Origin of the sequence: Clostridium sp. Marseille-Q5894, from assembly GCF_946902305.1 — a bacterium.
Lineage (GTDB): Bacteria > Bacillota_I > Bacilli_A > Erysipelotrichales > Coprobacillaceae > Thomasclavelia.
The window spans coordinates 160598-180197 of the sequence record NZ_CAMPPT010000008.1 but is presented as its reverse complement, the minus strand read 5'-3'; the positions used below and the strand labels follow the sequence as shown (position 1 = coordinate 180197).

At 36.4% G+C, this 19600-nt stretch carries 12 protein-coding genes and 3 rRNA genes; 1 reads left to right on the top strand and 14 read right to left on the bottom strand.

Translation table 11 applies throughout. The features are described from left to right. Window positions 1-211: 211 nt before the first annotated feature. From OC535_RS12410 to dtd, 9 genes are all read right to left on the bottom strand, one after another. Entirely contained in the window at window positions 212-913 is a 702-nt protein-coding gene (locus OC535_RS12410) for an ABC transporter ATP-binding protein (protein ID WP_024721426.1), read from the bottom strand. Window positions 914-923: 10 nt separating this feature from the next. Continuing rightward, the gene (locus tag OC535_RS12405; RefSeq protein WP_024721427.1) at window positions 924-1688 is read right to left on the bottom strand and encodes an ABC transporter ATP-binding protein; all 765 of its coding nucleotides are present in this window, start codon (window positions 1686-1688) and stop codon (window positions 924-926) included. A 1-nt stretch (window position 1689) separates the two neighbouring features. Then, on the bottom strand, window positions 1690-2625 hold the full coding sequence (locus OC535_RS12400) for a branched-chain amino acid ABC transporter permease (RefSeq protein WP_498823953.1): 936 nt from the start codon (window positions 2623-2625) through the stop codon (window positions 1690-1692). A 9-nt stretch (window positions 2626-2634) separates the two neighbouring features. Then, window positions 2635-3510 carry a branched-chain amino acid ABC transporter permease gene (locus tag OC535_RS12395; protein WP_024721429.1) on the bottom strand — a complete coding sequence of 292 codons (876 nt, stop codon included), beginning with the start codon at window positions 3508-3510 and terminating at the stop codon, window positions 2635-2637. Window positions 3511-3581: 71 nt separating this feature from the next. Next, window positions 3582-4742 (bottom strand): ABC transporter substrate-binding protein, encoded by a 1161-nt coding sequence (locus tag OC535_RS12390; RefSeq protein ID WP_024721430.1) that lies wholly within the window; start codon window positions 4740-4742, stop codon window positions 3582-3584. Window positions 4743-4940: 198 nt separating this feature from the next. Next, window positions 4941-5049, bottom strand: a 5S ribosomal RNA gene (rrf, locus tag OC535_RS12385). 85 nt (window positions 5050-5134) lie between these two features. Continuing rightward, window positions 5135-8047, bottom strand: a 23S ribosomal RNA gene (locus OC535_RS12380). A gap of 235 nt (window positions 8048-8282) precedes the next feature. Continuing rightward, window positions 8283-9807 (bottom strand): 16S ribosomal RNA (locus OC535_RS12375). Together the 16S, 23S and 5S rRNA genes form the textbook arrangement of a ribosomal RNA operon. A gap of 327 nt (window positions 9808-10134) precedes the next feature. Further along, complete coding sequence (gene dtd, locus OC535_RS12370) at window positions 10135-10584, bottom strand: D-aminoacyl-tRNA deacylase (RefSeq protein WP_024721431.1); 450 nt, start codon at window positions 10582-10584, stop codon at window positions 10135-10137. A 76-nt stretch (window positions 10585-10660) separates the two neighbouring features. Here dtd and OC535_RS12365 point away from each other — a divergent pair, with 76 nt between their 5' ends. Continuing rightward, on the top strand, window positions 10661-11929 hold the full coding sequence (locus OC535_RS12365) for a replication-associated recombination protein A (RefSeq protein WP_498823952.1): 1269 nt from the start codon (window positions 10661-10663) through the stop codon (window positions 11927-11929). Between the two features lie 215 nt (window positions 11930-12144). Here OC535_RS12365 and miaA read toward each other — a convergent pair whose 3' ends face one another. From miaA to OC535_RS12340, 5 genes are all read right to left on the bottom strand, one after another. Continuing rightward, window positions 12145-13062 (bottom strand): tRNA (adenosine(37)-N6)-dimethylallyltransferase MiaA, encoded by a 918-nt coding sequence (gene miaA, locus OC535_RS12360; RefSeq protein ID WP_498823951.1) that lies wholly within the window; start codon window positions 13060-13062, stop codon window positions 12145-12147. Then, window positions 13062-14888: a DNA mismatch repair endonuclease MutL gene (mutL, locus tag OC535_RS12355; RefSeq protein WP_227051904.1), complete on the bottom strand. Its 1827-nt coding sequence runs from the start codon at window positions 14886-14888 to the stop codon at window positions 13062-13064. The genes miaA and mutL overlap by 1 nt, the downstream gene beginning before the upstream one ends. Before the next feature lie 5 nt (window positions 14889-14893). Beyond that, window positions 14894-17407: a DNA mismatch repair protein MutS gene (gene mutS / locus OC535_RS12350; RefSeq protein WP_498823950.1), complete on the bottom strand. Its 2514-nt coding sequence runs from the start codon at window positions 17405-17407 to the stop codon at window positions 14894-14896. A 75-nt stretch (window positions 17408-17482) separates the two neighbouring features. Then, a complete protein-coding gene (gene cotE / locus OC535_RS12345; protein WP_024721436.1) occupies window positions 17483-17977 on the bottom strand; it encodes an outer spore coat protein CotE in 495 nt (164 codons plus the stop codon). An 85-nt stretch (window positions 17978-18062) separates the two neighbouring features. Then, complete coding sequence (locus OC535_RS12340; protein ID WP_227051908.1) at window positions 18063-19577, bottom strand: IMP dehydrogenase; 1515 nt, start codon at window positions 19575-19577, stop codon at window positions 18063-18065. Between the last annotated feature and the right edge of the window lie 23 nt (window positions 19578-19600).

Below are 19600 nucleotides of genomic sequence, written 5' to 3'. Positions count from 1 at the left end.
TACCTGAAAGTATCCAAGTAAATAAATATTTGGATATTTTTTTGTTATGAATGAGGAGAAATTAAAAACGGGACATAAAAAAAGCGAATGAATAGCCAAAAACTATTCATTCGTTACAGCCCCTTTTTTATTTAAAATTTATGGACTAAAAAACCAGAAGTCAAATTACTGACTTCTGGTTTATATATATTATCTTTATTTTACAAACTTTTTATCCTAAATAGGCTTCTCGAACTTTTGGATCATTTGCTACATCATTAGCATCACCCGAAATAGTAATATTTCCAGTCTCTAAAACATATGCGCGATCAGCAATTGATAAAGCCTTGTTAGCATTTTGTTCAACTAAGAAAATAGTGACCCCATCTTTATTGATTTCTTCAATAATTTCAAATATTTCATTGACTAAGATAGGTGACAATCCCATAGATGGTTCATCTAATAATAATAATTTAGGACGAGACATCAATGCTCTTCCCATTGCCAGCATTTGCTGCTCACCACCTGATAAAGTGCCTGCCAATTGACTTTTACGTTCTCCTAAACGTGGAAATCTTTTATAAATATTTTCTAAATCTCTTTTAATTCCTATTTTATCAGTTCGAAGATATGCACCCATTTCAAGATTATCAGCAACTGATAACTGGGCAAAAATACGGCGTCCTTCTGGTACTTGTGCTAAGCCATTAGCAATAATTTTATGAGCAGGTATTTTTGTAATATTTTTATTCATAAAAACTATATCACCCGAAGTTACTTTTAATAAGCCGCTCAATGCATGCATAATCGATGTTTTTCCTGCACCATTAGCACCAATCAAAGCTACTATTTCACCTTCATTAACTTCAAATGAAACATTTTTAACTGCATTGATTACTCCATAATGAACATTTAATTTATCTACTTTTAACATTTTATCCCCCCTACTCATCATTACCTAAATAAGCCGCTATTACATCTGGATTCGACTTGATTTCTGCAGGTGTTCCAAAAGCAATAATCGTTCCAAAATTCAACACTGCGATCTTATCACAGATTCCCATAACCAGTTTCATATCATGTTCAATCAACAATATCGCAACATGAAATCTTTCACGAACAATTTTAATTGTTTCCATAAGTTCTGCTGTTTCCGTAGGATTCATACCTGCTGCCGGCTCATCTAACAATAATAATTTAGGTGAAGTAGCTAATGCTCTGGCAATTTCCAGTTTTCTTTGTTTACCATATGGCAAATTACAAGCTTTTACATCTGCAAACTTTTCTAAATCGAATACTTTTAATAATTCTATTGCCATTTTAGTCATTGTATCTTCACCTTTAAAATAATTAGGCAAGTGTAAGATACTAGTCATTAATGAATAATTTTGAGAATGATGTAAACCAACTTTTACATTATCAATTACAGTCATTTCCTTAAATAAACGAATATTTTGGAAAGTACGTGCGATTCCTAACTGCGTTATTTTAGTAGGCGATAATTTATTAAGTGATTTCCCTGCAAAAACAATTCCACCACTAGTAGGCTGATATACACCAGTAAGTAAATTAAAGACTGTTGTTTTACCAGCACCATTTGGTCCAATCAAACCAAATAATTGATTCTCCTCAATTTCAAAATTAAATTCGTCTACTGCTTTTAAACCACCGAATTTAACCCCTAAACCTTTAGCTTCCAATAATGCCATTTTAAGCCACCTCCTTATCTTTTAGAAAAGGAATGTGTTTTTTCAAAACCTTAAAAATATTTTTTTCTTTTAAAATCATCGCTGCTATCAATACTATTGCATACAATAACATTCGATACTGTGAAAAGGCTCTAAGATATTCTGGTAAAATAGTCATCACAATTGCAGCAATAATAGATCCCTTCCAATTTCCCATACCACCTAAAACAACAATGACTAAAATTTCAACTGATTTATTATAATCAAAAACTTTTGGTGAAATGACAGAAATATAATGGGCATATAATCCTCCTGCTAATCCTGCAAAAAAGGCTGAGATCGCAAAAGCTAAAATTTTATAATAAGTAGTTGGTATACCTGTTAATTCACTAGCTGTCTCATCTTCACGAATAGATACAATTGCACGACCATGGCGAGACTTAACAATTGAATAGATTACAAAAACTGTAATTGCAGCTGAAAAGAATACAATTGTAAAATCAGTATTTCGAGGAATTCCTACTAATCCCTTTGATCCATTCGTAATATTTAAATTAACCATAATAACTCTAATTATTTCATTAAAAGCAAGCGTAATTATGCATAAATAATCACCCTTCAAACGTAAAGTAGGAATACCAATAATGATTCCAATAATTGTCGCTATAATTGCTCCAATCAATAAAGAACCGATAAAAGGCATATCCAAATGAATACTGCATAATGCTGAAACATAGGCTCCAACTGACATAAACCCAGCGTGTCCTAATGTCAATTGTCCTAAATAACCTGTAGCTAAATTCAAGGATGAAGCTAAAATAATATTAATACCAGCAATCATTATAATTCCTAGCCAGTAATTAGAAATTATACCAGCCGACATTAAAGCTGTCATAGCAAAATATAATAAGATAGTGATTACAAATGATATTCCGACATTTTTTAATTGTTTATTCATATCATTCACCTACACTTTCTCTCTTACATTACTTCCAAATAAACCAGCAGGCTTAACAAGTAATATAAATATTAAAATTCCAAATACAACAGCATCAGAAAATGCTGAAGAAATATATGTAATCGTAAACGATTCAGCAATACCAATAACAATTCCACCAACCATGGCACCTTGAATACTTCCAATACCGCCAAGTACTGCAGCGATAAAAGCCTTGATTCCTAACATTGCACCTATATATGGATTAATCAATGAAAACTTAGTACCATAGATAACACCAGCAATCGCAGCCAATGCTGAACCAATAGCAAATGTTAAAGCAATTGTAGTATCAACATTTATTCCCATTAACTGTGCTGCTTTACCATCCTCACTTACAGCACGCATCGCTTTACCTAATTTTGTTTTATTGACAAAAAACAATAATAAAGCAGTTGAAATTGCTGTAATGATCAAAGTTGCAATTGTTACATAAGACATCGTAATGGAACCTAAACTAATTGTTCCAGAAGGAATAATTTTTGGAAAAGTTAAAGAAGCAGATCCAAAAATAATTAAAAAAACATTTTGTAATAAATAACTTACCCCGATTGCAGTAATCAATACCGTTAAAGAACCCGCACCACGCAATGGACGATAAGCAACCCGTTCAGTTACTACCCCTAAAACAGCACAACCGATAATAGATATAGCAACCGCAATAAACATCGGTAAACCCAAAAGTGACATACATACATATGTTATATAAGCACCAACCATAATAATTTCACCATGAGCAAAGTTTATCATTTTAGCTATTCCATATACCATTGTATATCCAACTGCTACAAGAGCATACATACTTCCAGTACTAAGACCGTTAATTATTTGTTCTAAAAAATCCATTTCTATCACCTCTTTATTCTAAAAAAGCAATAGGAGAAAAAGTTTCTCCAATTGCTTTTAAATATCTAAAATTAATGAGAACTTGTTACATACTGACCATTTTCAAATCCAACAATAACCATCTCTTTAATTGGATTGTGTTTATCATCATATTTAAATGCTCCCGCAACACCATTCTTATAATCAGTTTTAGCTAATTCTTCATTAACTTTAGAAGCTTCTGTAGTTCCGGCTCTTTCCATTGCTTCCATCATTACAAAAACAGAATCATAAGCAAATGCTGCAAACATATTTGGTTCAGATTTATATTTTTCTTTATAAGCTTTAACAAATTTTTGAACATTTTCATCAGAAGATCCTTTGTCAAAACCACTTGTATAATAGCATCCATCAAATATATTTCCATTTACACCTTTAACACCTAGAACTCCGTCCCATCCATCAGCACCAAGTAATGGATTATTGATACCAGCATCGCGGAATTGTTGAACGATTGTTACAACTTGTTCATAATAATCTGGTAAAAATACAGTATCAAATTCTTTTCCTTTCAATTTAGAAATATATGTTGAATAATCTTTAGTATCTTTAGTATAAGTTTCATCAAATACTATTTCAACATTTTGATTTTTAGCTTCTTCAACAAACGCATCTCTTAAACCAGTTGAATAATCTGAATCTTTGTTAGATAAAATAGCAACTTTTTTATAATTAAATTCAGTTCCACATTTCTTTGCTAAGAAAGTTCCTGCATAAGAATCGTTAGTACAGATTCTAAACACGTTTTCATATGTTTCACCTTTATCATTGATAGTAATTTGATCTGCTGATCCTGATGGCGTTAAAATTGGTGTTCCATCAGCTTCAGCAGTAGCAACTACAGCCAAAGCAGATCCTGAAGTTACTGAACCAATAATTGCATTGACACCTTCCTCAGTTACTAATTTGTTATAAGCATTGACTCCTTCAGTTGCATCAGCTTTATCATCTAAATAAACAGCAGATACGTTAGCATCATTAGCACTGTTGTATTCATCAATAGCCAATTCAATAGCATTCTTTACAGCTGTCCCATATTGTGAAGCATCACCTGATAAAGGACCAATAAATCCTAATTTTGCCTCACTTACTTTTGTTGCAGAGTTTCCCCCTCCGCCACCGCATGCTACTAACATACTTGCTACAGATAACGTAGCAACAATTTTTTTAAATCTTGAATAATTATTTTTCATAAGTACATCCCCTCTAAGATTAATATAATTCTATCATACCATTAATTAAGAATATGTCAATTAAAATGTATTTTTTTGTAAAATAAACAAAAATTCACCTATAAATAAGAAATTTTCTAAATTTAAAATAAAACCAGTAACATTTGTATCCATGTATAAACAAAAAAAGGATACCCGAGGTATCCAAAATAAAAAAAGAACCGGCAGCTTGCTATTTTCGCACCGCAGTACTATCTTCGCCGTTATGATGCTTAACTTCTGTGTTCGGTATGGGTACAGGTGTGTCCATCATGCTATCGCTACCAGATCTCTTCTCTTTAAGCAATTCCTTTCGAGAATCACTCAAAACCGGATAATAGTTCCTTCCATTTGCTCGTCTCCAACCTTCTCTTTAGGTTAAGTCCTCGACCTATTAGTATCAGTCCGCTTAACATGTCGCCATGCTTACACTCCTGACCTATCTACCTTATCGTCTTTAAGGGGTCTTACTCACTTGCGTTTTGGGAAGTCTCATCTTGAAGTGGGTTTCACACTTAGATGCCTTCAGCGTTTATCCCTTCCATATTTAGCTACCCAGCTGTGCCACTGGCGTGACAACTGGTGCACCATTGATATGTCCATCCCGGTCCTCTCGTACTGAGGACAGATCTTCTCAAACTTCCTACGCCCACGACAGATAGGGACCGAACTGTCTCACGACGTTCTGAACCCAGCTCGCGTACCGCTTTAATGGGCGAACAGCCCAACCCTTGGAACCGACTTCAGCTCCAGGATGCGATGAGCCGACATCGAGGTGCCAAACCTCCCCGTCGATGTGAACTCTTGGGGGAGATCAGCCTGTTATCCCCAGGGTAGCTTTTATCCGTTGAGCGACGGCCTTTCCATTCAGCACCGCCGGATCACTAAGCCCGACTTTCGTCCCTGCTCGACTTGTTGGTCTCGCAGTCAAACACCCTTTTGCCTTTGCACTCTGCGCTTGATTTCCATCCAAGCTGAGGGTATCTTTGGGCGCCTCCGTTACTCTTTGGGAGGCGACCGCCCCAGTCAAACTGCCCACCTGACACTGTCCCGTCACCAGTTTATGGCATCCGGTTAGAACTCCAATACACGAAGAGTAGTATCCCAACAGCGACTCCTCACACACTGGCGTGCATGTCTCTTCGTCTCCTACCTATCCTGTACATCCTGCATCAAAGTCCAATATCAAGCTGCAGTAAAGCTCCATGGGGTCTTTCCGTCTAGTCGCGGGTAACCTGCATCTTCACAGGTACTAAGACTTCACCGAGTCTACAGCTGAGACAGCGCCCAAATCGTTACGCCTTTCGTGCGGGTCAGAACTTACCTGACAAGGAATTTCGCTACCTTAGGACCGTTATAGTTACGGCCGCCGTTTACTGGGGCTTCAATTCAGTGCTTCGCTTGCGCTGACACATCCTCTTAACCTTCCAGCACCGGGCAGGCGTCACCCCATATACGTCGTCTTTCGACTTAGCATAGAGCTGTGTTTTTGGTAAACAGTCGCTTGGGCCGTTTCACTGCGGCTCATATCTCTATGAGCACTCCTTCTCCCTAAGTTACGGAGTCATTTTGCAGAGTTCCTTAGCTATAGTTCTCTCGCTCACCTTAGGATTCTCTCCTCACCCATGTGTGTCCATTTTCGGTACGGGTTACTGTATGATTAGCACTAGAAGCTTTTCTTGGAAGCTTGCTTCACGCTCTTCTGTACTCGCCTTAGCTTTCCATCCGCTTCACGCCTTCGCCTTTCGACAACCGGATTTGCCTGGCTGTCAGCTACCTCGCTTGCACCTGCTTTTCCAGCTCCAGGATGCGCTAGCCTGCTCCGTCACTCCTTCATTCATACCGTAAGTACAGGAATCTCTACCTGTTGTCCATCGACTACGCCTCTCGGCCTCGCCTTAGGTCCCGACTTACCCAGAGCGGACGAACCTTCCTCTGGAAACCTTGGGTTTTCGGTGCGCGGGATTCTCACCCGCGTTCCGCTACTCACACCGGCATTCTCTCTTCTATACGCTCCACTGCTCCTTCCGGTACAGCTTCTCCGCCTATAGAACGCTCCCCTACCACTTACATCTCTGTAAATCCATAGCTTCGGTAATATACTTAGCCCCGGTAAATTATCGGCGCAGAGTCATTCGACTAGTGAGCTGTTACGCACTCTTTAAAGGATGGCTGCTTCTGAGCCAACCTCCTAGTTGTCTGGACATCTCCACATCCTTTTCCACTTAGTATATATTTTGGGACCTTAGCTGATGGTCTGGGCTGTTTCCCTTTTGACAGTGGACCTTATCACCCGCTGTCTGACTGCCGAGCCTGTCTCTGTGACATTCGGAGTTTGATTATATTCAGTACCCCGGGATGGGGCCATCACATATTCAGTGCTCTACCTTCACTTGACCTCTCTCTCGACGCTAGCCCTAAAGCTATTTCGGGGAGAACCAGCTATCTCCGAGTTCGATTGGAATTTCACCCCTAGCCACAACTCATCCGCCAACGTTTCAACGGGGGTCGGTTCGGTCCTCCATCGGGTTCTACCCCAACTTCAACCTGGTCATGGCTAGATCACTCGGTTTCGGGTCTACGACATGCAACTTTCGCCCTCTTAAGACTCGCTTTCGCTTCGGCTCCGCATATCCTGCTTAACCTCGCTCCATATCGTAACTCGCCGGTTCATTCTACAAAAGGCACGCTATCACCCTTTAACGGGCTCTAACTTCTTGTAAGCATATGGTTTCAGGTTCTCTTTCACTCCCCTCCCGGGGTTCTTTTCACCTTTCCCTCACGGTACTGGTTCACTATCGGTCACAGAGTAGTATTTAGCCTTGCCAGATGGTCCTGGCTGATTCCGACAGGATTCCTCGTGTCCCGCCGTACTCAGGTGCTGTCTCAAGCTTCCTCACTATTTCGACTACGGGGCTCTCACCCTGTTTCGCCGGACTTCCCATTCCGTTCGTCTATAATGTCTTCTTGCTCTTTCTCGACAGTCCTTCAACCCCGATCCTTGGATCGGTTTGGGCTCCTCCCCTTTCGCTCGCCACTACTTAGGGAATCATTTCTTTATTTTCTCTTCCTTCAGGTACTTAGATGTTTCAGTTCCCTGAGTCTCGCCTCTCTGAAGCTATTTTTTCACTTCAGGATACCCGGTCTCTACTCCGGGTGGGTTCCCCCATTCGGATATCGACGGCTCTTCGCATGCTTACTGCTTACCGTCGCATTTCGCTGTTTGCTGCGTCCTTCTTCGCCTCTCTGTGCCTAGGCATCCGCCATACGCTCTTTCTTACTTTACCTATTGGTGTTCTTGATCACTTTACTATTTACTTTCGTCTCTTCAGTGATTCTTTTCTTAGTTTTCGACTTCTCTAGAAAGACCTCAATAATCTTCTTATCTCGATCTCTTCTTTTCTATCGCAAATTTCTTCTATTATCCAGTTTTCAATGATCTCTTTTAAGCAATACTCCTCCTGAGCATCACTCAAAACTAAACAGTATTAATGAAACTTCACTTCTCTTCTTTCTCCTTAGAAAGGAGGTGATCCATCCCCACGTTCCCGTAGGGATACCTTGTTACGACTTCACCCCAATCATCAATCCCACCTTAGACAGCTCCCTCCTTGCGGTTAGGCCACCGGCTTCGGGTGTTATCAACTCTCATGGTGTGACGGGCGGTGTGTACAAGGCCCGAGAACGTATTCACCGCGACATGCTGATTCGCGATTACTAGCGATTCCAACTTCATGTAGTCGAGTTGCAGACTACAATCCGAACTGAGAATGGTTTTCTGGGTTTCGCTCCACCTCGCGGCTTCGCTTCCCTCTGCTCCATCCATTGTAGCACGTGTGTAGCCCAGGTCATAAGGGGCATGATGATTTGACGTCATCCCCGCCTTCCTCCAGCTTGTCACTGGCAGTCTCGCTAGAGTCCCCAACTTAATGATGGTAACTAACGATAAGGGTTGCGCTCGTTGCGGGACTTAACCCAACATCTCACGACACGAGCTGACGACAACCATGCACCACCTGTATCCCATATATCTATCTCTCCATCTCTGGAGCCTTTATGAGTATGTCAAGACCTGGTAAGGTTCTTCGCGTTGCTTCGAATTAAACCACATGCTCCACCGCTTGTGCGGGCCCCCGTCAATTCCTTTGAGTTTCATTCTTGCGAACGTACTACTCAGGCGGAGTACTTACTGCGTTAACTGCAGCACTGAGATTTGACTCCCAACACTTAGTACTCATCGTTTACGGCGTGGACTACTAGGGTATCTAATCCTATTTGCTCCCCACGCTTTCGGGACTGAGCGTCAGTTGCAGGCCAGATCGTCGCCTTCGCCACTGGTGTTCCTCCATATATCTACGCATTTCACCGCTACACATGGAATTCCACGATCCTCTCCTGCACTCTAGCTGCCCGGTTTCTATGGCTTACTGAAGTTAAGCTTCAGTCTTTCACCACAGACCCTTGCTGCCGCCTGCTCCCTCTTTACGCCCAATAATTCCGGATAACGCTTGCCACCTACGTATTACCGCGGCTGCTGGCACGTAGTTAGCCGTGGCTTCCTCATAAAGTACCGTCACTCGGATACCATTCCCTGTATCCGCCTTTCTTCCTTTATAACAGAAGTTTACAGTCCGAAGACCTTCCTCCTTCACGCGGCGTTGCTCGGTCAGGGTTCCCCCCATTGCCGAAAATTCCCTACTGCTGCCTCCCGTAGGAGTCTGGGCCGTGTCTCAGTCCCAGTGTGGCCGGTCACCCTCTCAGGTCGGCTACGCATCGTCGCCTTGGTGAGCCGTTACCTCACCAACTAGCTAATGCGCCATAAGTCCATCCTCTACCAGTGCCTTGGCACTTTTAATAAACTTACCATGCGGTATCTTTACCTATGCGGTCTTAGCTATCGTTTCCAATAGTTATCCCCCTGTAAAGGGCAGGTTACTTATGTATTACTCACCCGTTCGCCACTCGGGCATTGCTGCCCGCGTTCGACTTGCATGTATTAGGCACGCCGCCAGCGTTCATCCTGAGCCAGGATCAAACTCTCCATTGTCTCTTTATCTTTACAATCTTTCGTTTGTTTAGCTCTTCTTTTTCTCTTCTATCCGTTTCCGGATCCTTCTTTGACGTGTGTTTCTTAATTCTGTTTAGTTTTCAATGATCTCTCCGGCTTCTTTCGCCGACTCGATTATCTTACACTCTTTTCTCTTTTTAGTCAATCTTTTTTTTACTTTTTTTTCTTTTTCTTCGGGTTACTTTATCCCTTCTCTTGAGTGCCTCCTTAATTTACCATATCTCTCCCTCTTTGTAAATACCTTTTTTCCTCTTTTTTCTTTTTTTTATTGCCATTTTAAACAAAAATGATGAACATAGTCCATCATTAAAAAATTTCTTTGCTATCCAAGATAATCGTTACAGGCCCATCATTTATTAGTGATACTTCCATCATCGCCCCAAAAACTCCTCGTTCTACTTTAACTCCTTTTTTTTCCAACATTTTATTAAAATAATCATATAAAGGACTTGATACATCTGGCTTAGCTGCATCTATGAAACTTGGTCTTCTTCCTTTTTTACAATTTGCATATAGAGTAAATTGTGAAATCGACAAGATACTGCCGTTTACATCTAATAGTGATAAATTCAATTTATCATTTTCATCTTCAAAAATTCTTAAATTTACTAATTTATCAACCATCTTTTCAACTAGCGTTTCATCATCACCATTTGTAATTCCTACTAAAACCATATAGCCTTTTTCAATTGCTCCAACTATCTTACCATCAATTTTAACACTACTTTGACTTACTTTTTGGATAACTAATCTCATTTTAAATCACCTATCTTTCACTATCTAAAAATGTTATAATCATTATAACTGATTTTAAAAACGAAAGGAAGTTAATATGTCATCAACACTTGCAAATAGAATGCGCCCTAAAAATTTATGTGATATCATTGGTCAACAACACTTAATCGGTCCAAAAGCTATTTTAACTAAATTTGTAACTAAAAATCATCCTTTTTCAATCATTTTATATGGTAATCCCGGCTGTGGCAAGACAACTATTGCTATGGCTTTAGCTAATGATCTTAACATACCATATCGAATCTTTAATGCTTCAACGGGAAATAAAAAGGAAATGGATGCTATTATTGAAGAAGCCAAACTAAGCAATGGTCTTTTTGTTATTATTGATGAAGTTCATCGTCTAAATAAAGCCCGTCAGGATGATCTTCTTTCTCGTATGGAAAGTGGTTTATTAATAATTGCTGGATGTACGACCGCTAATCCTTTTCATTCAATTAATCCAGCAATTCGTTCACGCTGTCATATCCTTGAAGTCAAACCATTGACAACTGCTGAAATCATCGATGGTTTAAATAAGGCGATGATCTCACCCGATGGATTAAATAACGAATATACAATTGAAGACGAAGCTTTATATAGTATCGCTAAATTAAGTAGCGGAGATATTCGTTACGGCTACAACTGTTTAGAAATTTGTTCTATTGTTTGTGAAAAAAACCATATTACTATGAATGATCTAAAAACCGCTGCTATTAAAACTAATGTTATCTATGATAAAGACGAAGATAATTATTATGATACTTTAAGTGGTTTACAAAAATCAATTCGTGGCAGCGATCCCAATGGGGCTATGTATTATTTTGCAAAACTAATCGAATCTAACGATATTGAATCATTAGAAAGGCGTTTAATTACAACCGCTTATGAAGATATTGGTTTAGCTAATCCTAATGCCTGTATGCGAACAGTTATCGCTTTACAGGCAGCAAAAACAATTGGTTTTCCTGAAGCAAGAATTCCAATTGCCAGTGCAATCATTGATCTTTGTTTATCACCTAAATCTAAATCAAGTGAAAATGCCATTGATCGAGCTATGGCATCTTTAAATGAGCATTCATTCAAAACACCTGATTATCTGCGCTTGACTCCTATTGGTTTGACAGATGATGAAAAATATGATTATAATCGACCTGAATTATGGGAATATATTCAATATCTTCCTCAAGAATTAGGTAACATGCAATTTTATATTCCCTGGATGACAAGTAATTATGAAAAAGCATTAGCAGAAAATTATCGGCGAATCTTAAAACATGGACGTACTAGTAATATAAAAAAATTAAATCAGCAAAAAAATAAGTGATTTTTATATTTTTCACTATCTTTTATAAACTTAGAGAAAAATTAAATTATACTTATGTTGGATAAATCAAGAAATTTTTTCTTAATAATAATAATACTTTCAATCACTATAGCTCATAACAATAAAATAAACAGCTTTTTTAGTAACTTTCAAAACTATTTCATCAAACAAAAACATCAAGGATAGAAATCAGATTTCTCTTGATGTTTTTTATACTATTCATTGTTAATTAAATCATCAATTACCATACTAATTGTTTCATCAAAATCATTCAAATTAACTTTAAACCATTCAACAGGTAATTGATTATTAAACCATGTATATTGTCTTTTAGCATAATTACGAGAATTTTTTTTGATCAACTCTAAAGTTTCTTCAAGACTTTGATTTCCTTGAAAATATGCAAACCATTCTTTATAACCGATTGCTTTCATACTCTGAAGAGAAGAAGAATAATTTTTTTTCATCAATTTTTCAATTTCCTGATATAAACCTTGTTCCATCATCAGATCTACCCGCTGATTGATTCGCTCATATAACACATCTCGCTCTAAAGTAAGACCAATAAATCTAGCATCATAAATCAATTCATGATTTTGTTTAGCTAAAGTCTCGCTTTTTTTCACTCCGGTACTTTCATATATTGCAATTGCCCGAAGTACCCGCTGACGATTATTAGGATGTAATTCTTTGGCACTCGCTTCATCAATTTTAAGTAATAAATCATATAATTGCTCATTAGTATGATCCTGATATTTATTTACATACTCTTGATGATCCATTTGGCTTTCACCAAATTCATAGTCATAAAGAGCCGCTTTTATATACAACCCTGTACCCCCAACAATAATTGGTAATTTGCCACGACTGCTGATTTCTTTGATTTTTAGCCTAACCTCATCTTGAAAATCCTTAACACTATAACTTTCCGTCGGTTCTTTAATATTGATCAAATGATGTTTAACACCTGCCATTTCAGCAACTGTTACTTTTGCTGTTCCAATATCCATCGTTTTATAAATCTGCATTGAATCGCCACTAATTACTTCACCATTAAAATATTTAGCAAGCGCTACCCCCATTTTTGTTTTACCAACCCCTGTTGGTCCAACTATTACGATTACTTTTTCCATTATCCTACCCGCTTAAATAATTTTTCAATTTCATATGTAGAATAGTAAATGATCGTTGGTCTGCCATGAGGACAAACATAGGGATTATCACAACGCATTAAATTATCAATTATATTTTGCATTCCTTCGTTTGATAAATGGGTATTGGCTTTTAATGATGCTTTACAACTTAATGTTGCAATTGCATGATCTTGTAATTTAACTACATCAACTTTATTATCATTTAATAACTGCGTTACCATATCTTCGATAAATACATGCTCATCAATATTTTGCATCCATAATGGTAATTGTTTGATCACATAACTGCCACTACCAAAAACCTCTAAATTAATTCCTAACTGTGCTAACATTTCTTTTCTTTCTTCAATAATCAAAAATTCACTTAAAGGATATTCTAAAGTAATCGGCACTAACAAATCACGCATCGATAAATCAAGATTTTGATATTTTTCTAAATAATATTCGTAATTGATCCGTTCTTGACCAGCATGTTGATCAACAATATACATTCCCGTTTCATCTTCACAAATAATATAAGTTCCATGAACCTGACCTTTAACAAACAATTTCTTTTTCATCAGTTTCTCTCTTGGTTCGACTTTAGTTTCAATTATTTGTTGATCAGGGATAATATAGTCATCATTTTTTTCCGCAACTATTTTTAAATCTTCTTTACTATCGTTAAAAACTTGTTCTTGATAAACTGTTTTTTTTGAATCCTCAACATTAGTTCTTTCAGTATTTATGAGCGGATCATTTTCATAGCTTAATTCAAGTTCTACCTGTGTTAAATCAGGAACAAATTTCGGTTTATTCAACACTGGAGCTTCATATGTCAAATTTATTTTAGCTAAGGCATCACTAATTCCCTGGTATACTAACTCTTTAAGTTTCATCTCTTTGGAAAAACGGACTTCCAATTTAGATGGGTGAACATTGACATCGACTAAAAAAGGATCAATTTCAATATTAACGATTGCAATCGGAAAACGTTTATCGGCAAGATAACGTCGATAAGCATTATTAATGCTGTCTACTGTGATTTTATTTTTAACGATTCGGGAATTGACCATCGTCACGATATGATTTTTACTGGCACGATTAATATCTATCTTTGATATATAACCGGTAACATGAAATTCATCATCTTCAAAATCAACTGCAATCATATTTTTCGCCACATTTAGTCCATATACATTAGAAATAACTTCTAATAAATTACCATTACCATTAGTTTTATAGATCATTCTTCCATTATGCACTAATGAAAAGGCAATTTGGGGATGCGAGAGTGATAAGCGCTCTAAATATGTTTGAATATTGGCAAATTCAGCATTGATCGACTTAACATACTTTAACCGAGCGGGAACATTTTGAAATAATTTTTTTACTTTGATATTGGTTCCTTTTTTACAATCACTATCCTCACATTTAATATATTTACCATATTGATAATTTACCGTTGTTCCTTTTTCACCAATACTAGTTTTTAATTCAAAGTCGCTAATTGACGCAATTGAAGGAATTGCTTCACCACGAAAGCCTAAAGTTTGAATACAAAACAAATCCTGATCATCTTTGATTTTACTTGTCGCATGACGACTAAAACATAATAAAGCATCTTCTTTGATCATTCCCTCACCATTATCAATGACCTGAATCAAATTCAAACCGCCTTCTTCAATAATAACATCTATTTTACTACTATTTGCATCAATGCTATTTTCAACTAATTCTTTTACAACATTGGCAGGTCGCTCAATTACCTCACCTGCTGCAATCTTATTGGCTAAAACATCATCAAGCTGTCTAATTTTTTGCAAACATATCACCTGCTTTCATTTAATTTCTTTAATTCTATCAATGTCGATAAAGCATCCAAAGGCGACAATGTCATTGGATCAATACCATCAAGATATTTTTCTATAACACTCGTTGAAACTACTGGTACTTCTTTTAAGGTTTCATCACTTAAATGATGTTCAATATTATTCTCTTCTAAAGCTTCTAATAAAACATTGGCACGATTTAAGATAACATCTGGTAATCTTGCTAGTTTTGCAACATTGATTCCATATGATTTATTTGAGCGTCCCGGCTTGATGCGATATAAAAATACTAGATCATCATTTTTTATCGAAGCACTTGCATGAACATTTTTGATTCCTAGATCTTTTTCTTCTAAAAATGTTAATTCATGATAATGAGTCGAAAATAAAGTAATACATTTAATCGAACTAGCAATATATTCAATCATTGCCTGGGCAATAGCCATACCATCAAAAGTTGCTGTCCCGCGTCCAATTTCATCGAAAATAATCAACGAATTTTCTGTTGCATAACGTAAAGCATTATTAGCTTCAAGCATTTCTACCATAAATGTCGACTGACCCGAAATTAAATCATCACTAGCCCCGATACGCGTAAAAATTTGATCAAAAATCGGGATATTAGCCTCGCTGCATGGTACAAAACAACCGATCTGTGCCATTAAAGCAATTAGTGCAATTTGGCGCATATAAGTTGATTTACCACCCATATTAGGCCCAGTAATCAATAAAACCGGATGATCATGATCGATTTCAACATCATTAGATACATAAGTTCCTTGAGCCATTACTCTTTCAATAACGCCATGACGCCCATCAACAACTTTGAAAATCTTCTCTTGATTAAATATTGGCCGAACATAGCTATTTTCACTTGAAATCACAGCCATTGATTGGTAAACATCGACTTTAGCAACGACTTTTGCCACATCTTGAAGTATATGCACATCTTTTTTGATATAATCTCTGATTTGTGTAAACAAGACATATTCAAGCTTGACCATTTTATCTTGGGCGCTTAATAGTTTCGATTCCATTTCTTTTAATTCAGGGGTCACAAATCGTTCTGCATTAGCTAAACTTTGTTTACGAGTATAATTAAACTCATCTTTTATTAATGATAAATAACTTTTTGTTACTTCAATATAGTAGCCAAAAACTCGGTTATAACCAATTTTTAATCCCTTGATCCCCGTTTTATCACGCTCTTTTTGTTCAAAGTTTGCTAGCCACTGCTTCCCATGATCACGAATATATCTTAATTCATCTAATTCTTCATTAAAACCATCTTTAATGATTCCACCTTCTTTTACTGTTAAAGGCGGATTGTCAACGATAGCATTATCAATTAGTTCTGTTATATGCTTTAAATCAACTAGTTTGTTGGCTAATTCATCAAGTAATGGTTCATCCAAAGAAACTAATTGGGCTTTTAATTCTGGTAAAACCTTTAAAGAACTGCTGATCCATTTTAAATCTCGAGCATTTATATTGCCAAAAGCAATTCGTGAAGACAGCCTTTCAAGATCATAAATATCTTTCAAAATTTCTTTAACACTTTCTCTTTGAATAAAGTATTTAGTAAAAATTTCGACTATATCTAAACGTTCTTCGATTTGTGCTTGATTAATTAGGGGTCGTTCGATCCACTGTTTCAACAATCTTGAACCCATTGCTGTTTTTGTCTGATCTAACAACCAATATAAACTTCCATATTTATCATTATTTTTAGTATTGATCGTTAATTCTAAAGCTTTTTTGGTATACATATCCATTGTTAAAAAATCATCATTATTGATTTCTTCAATTACCTGAAGATGCTCTAATTCTCTTTTTTGCGTATCTAATAAATAATTCAATAATAAAGATGCTGTTTTTATCTGTTTTAAATCTTTGATCTTACTAAATATCTTATCATATTTTTCGTTGTACTTATCATTATCAAATGGCGATAATAAAATATCATCAAATTCATAACTTTGATTAGACAAACATACTATTTCTTTAACCGCCATTGACTGTAGTTGATTTAATAAAAGTTTTTCTTTTTTATCAATATTAACAACACTAAATTCGCCGGTAGAGATATCACAAAAAGCTAATGTATAATTAAAATCAAATTCTTCTAATGAGGCAATATAATTATTTCTATTATTTGTCAACGATTCATCAAATATTGTTCCTGGTGTAATGATTTGAACTACGCCACGTTCGACTATTCCTTTTTTGCCTGGTTCCGTTAACTGCTCAACGATTGCAACCCGATGACCATTATCAACTAACTTTTGAATATAACTAGCAGCTGAATGATATGGTACTCCACACATCGGCACTCTTTCTGCCACACCAGCATTCTTGCCTGTCAATGCTATTTCCAGCTCTTTGGAAACAAGAATGGCATCATCAAAAAACATTTCATAAAAATCACCTAATCTAAACATTACGATTGAATCTTGATTTTCTTCTTTTATCGATAAATACTGCATCATCATTGGACTATATTTAGGTTTCATATACTAACTCCACTTCTAAAAAATTACTATCACATTATAACACAACTCTTTACAAAAGAAAAAAGGCTTACGCCTTCATTTAATAAAATTTTCATCAACAGTAATATTATCAATTTCATCCCATGACTCTTTTTCATTCTTTGTTTCTACTTTCATTGTTGTTTTACCAATCACACTTAGAGAAATTTCTTTTTCAATTTCGATCAAAACACATTCATCAGTTTTATTTACACTGATACATTTTGGTTCGCGATTGCAAACAACCATTAATTCATCATTCTCATTAAAGTTTCGACTCTCTTTTTTAACTAGATCCAATTCATTCATATAACTTACTGTCTGTTTCAAAACGTTGCTATCATCATTATAACTATACCATAAATGGACATCGAAAGTTCCTAAAACGATCGGCTGCCCCTTTTTAAAGGTAGCGTTATAGCGATGATTCGCAATCCAGCATCCAAGAATTTTGTCATAATTTTCAATTACAAACGGATATTTATTAAGAGTTCTTTTTTTCCCTTTAGCAATAACTGCCTGGGTAATAATTTCACGAATATTATTTGCCATGTTCTCACCTATTTTAATATATGCAAGAATCTAAAAAAATGTACAAAAAACTCAATAATAAAAGAAGATACATGACCTGTATCTTCTAATTTTGATGTCCATTTCCTGATGATGAGTCTTTCAAAATAACATCATGTGCACCACCTTCAACAATACTAGTTGAAGATACAAGTGTGATTTTAGCTTTTTTCTGTAATTCAGAAATAGTTAAAGCCCCACAATTACACATTGTTGATTTAATTTTACTTAAAGTTAATCCCACATTATCTTTTAAGCTACCAGCATATGGTACATATGAATCAACACCTTCTTCAAATGAAAGTTTTGCATCACCACCCATATCATAACGCTGCCAGTTACGAGCTCGAGCCGAACCTTCACCCCAGTATTCTTTCATATACTGACCATTGATACTTACCTTATTAGTTGGTGATTCATCGAATCTTGAAAAATATCTACCTAACATAATAAAATCTGATCCCATTGCTAATGCTAGTGTCATATGATAATCGTGAACGATTCCACCATCAGAACAAATTGGCACATAAACTCCAGTTTCTTCAAAATATTCATCACGAGCTTTAGCTACTTCAATCGTTGCTGTTGCCTGACCACGTCCAATTCCTTTTTGTTCACGAGTGATACAGATAGATCCACCACCAATACCAACTTTAACAAAATCAGCCCCAGCTTCAGCTAAGAATCTAAATCCTTCAGCATCAACAACATTTCCAGCACCGACTTTAACACTATCACCATAATGCTCTCTGATCCAGTCAATTGTAATTTTTTGCCATTCTGTAAATCCTTCAGATGAATCAATACATAATACGTCTACACCCGCTTCTATTAAAGCTGGTACTCGTTCAGCAAAATCACGGGTATTGATCCCCGCTCCAACAACATAGCGTTTTGAATCATCTAATAACTCATTGGGATTAGATTTTCTTGTTTCATAGTCTTTTCTAAAAACAAAATATGCCAATTTTTGATCATCATCAATAATTGGTAAAGCATTAAGCTTATTATCCCAAATAAGATCATTTGCTTCTTTTAAAGTAATTCCCGTATGACCACAGATCAATTTATCAAACGGTGTCATAAATTCAGTAACTTTTGTATTTAATCCAGTTCTTGAAACACGGTAATCTCTACCTGTTACGATCCCTAATAATTTACCATTAGCGCTACCATCTTCTGTTACTGCCATCGTTGAATGCCCAGTTTTTTCTTTTAAAGCAATAACATCAGCCAATGTATCACTAACACTCAAATTAGAATCACTTGGTACAAAACCTGCTTTATAAGTTTTAGCGCGTTTAACCATAGCTGCTTGATCTTCGATAGTTTGTGATCCATAAATAAATGATACCCCGCCTTCTCTTGCAAGGGCTACTGCCATTCTATCATCAGATACTGCCTGCATTACTGCTGAAACTAAAGGAATATTTAATGATAATGCTGGTTCTTCACCTTTTTTAAATTTAACTAAAGGGGTTTTTAAACTAACGTTTTTAGTTTGACACTCTGTAGATGAATATCCTGGTACCAAAAGATATTCGTTAAATGTATGCGATGGTTCATCAAAAAAATATGCCATTTTGCGTCTCCTTTTCTTCATTT

Coding starts and splice junctions, on each gene's coding strand:
- OC535_RS12410 (WP_024721426.1), bottom strand. CDS start 913: ATGTTAAAAGTAGATAAATTAAATGTTCATTATGGAGTAATCAATGCA.
- OC535_RS12405 (WP_024721427.1), bottom strand. CDS start 1,688: ATGGCATTATTGGAAGCTAAAGGTTTAGGGGTTAAATTCGGTGGTTTA.
- OC535_RS12400 (WP_498823953.1), bottom strand. CDS start 2,625: ATGAATAAACAATTAAAAAATGTCGGAATATCATTTGTAATCACTATC.
- OC535_RS12395 (WP_024721429.1), bottom strand. CDS start 3,510: ATGGATTTTTTAGAACAAATAATTAACGGTCTTAGTACTGGAAGTATG.
- OC535_RS12390 (WP_024721430.1), bottom strand. CDS start 4,742: ATGAAAAATAATTATTCAAGATTTAAAAAAATTGTTGCTACGTTATCT.
- dtd (WP_024721431.1), bottom strand. CDS start 10,584: ATGAGATTAGTTATCCAAAAAGTAAGTCAAAGTAGTGTTAAAATTGAT.
- OC535_RS12365 (WP_498823952.1), top strand. CDS start 10,661: ATGTCATCAACACTTGCAAATAGAATGCGCCCTAAAAATTTATGTGAT.
- miaA (WP_498823951.1), bottom strand. CDS start 13,062: ATGGAAAAAGTAATCGTAATAGTTGGACCAACAGGGGTTGGTAAAACA.
- mutS (WP_498823950.1), bottom strand. CDS start 17,407: ATGAAACCTAAATATAGTCCAATGATGATGCAGTATTTATCGATAAAA.
- cotE (WP_024721436.1), bottom strand. CDS start 17,977: ATGGCAAATAATATTCGTGAAATTATTACCCAGGCAGTTATTGCTAAA.
- OC535_RS12340 (WP_227051908.1), bottom strand. CDS start 19,577: ATGGCATATTTTTTTGATGAACCATCGCATACATTTAACGAATATCTT.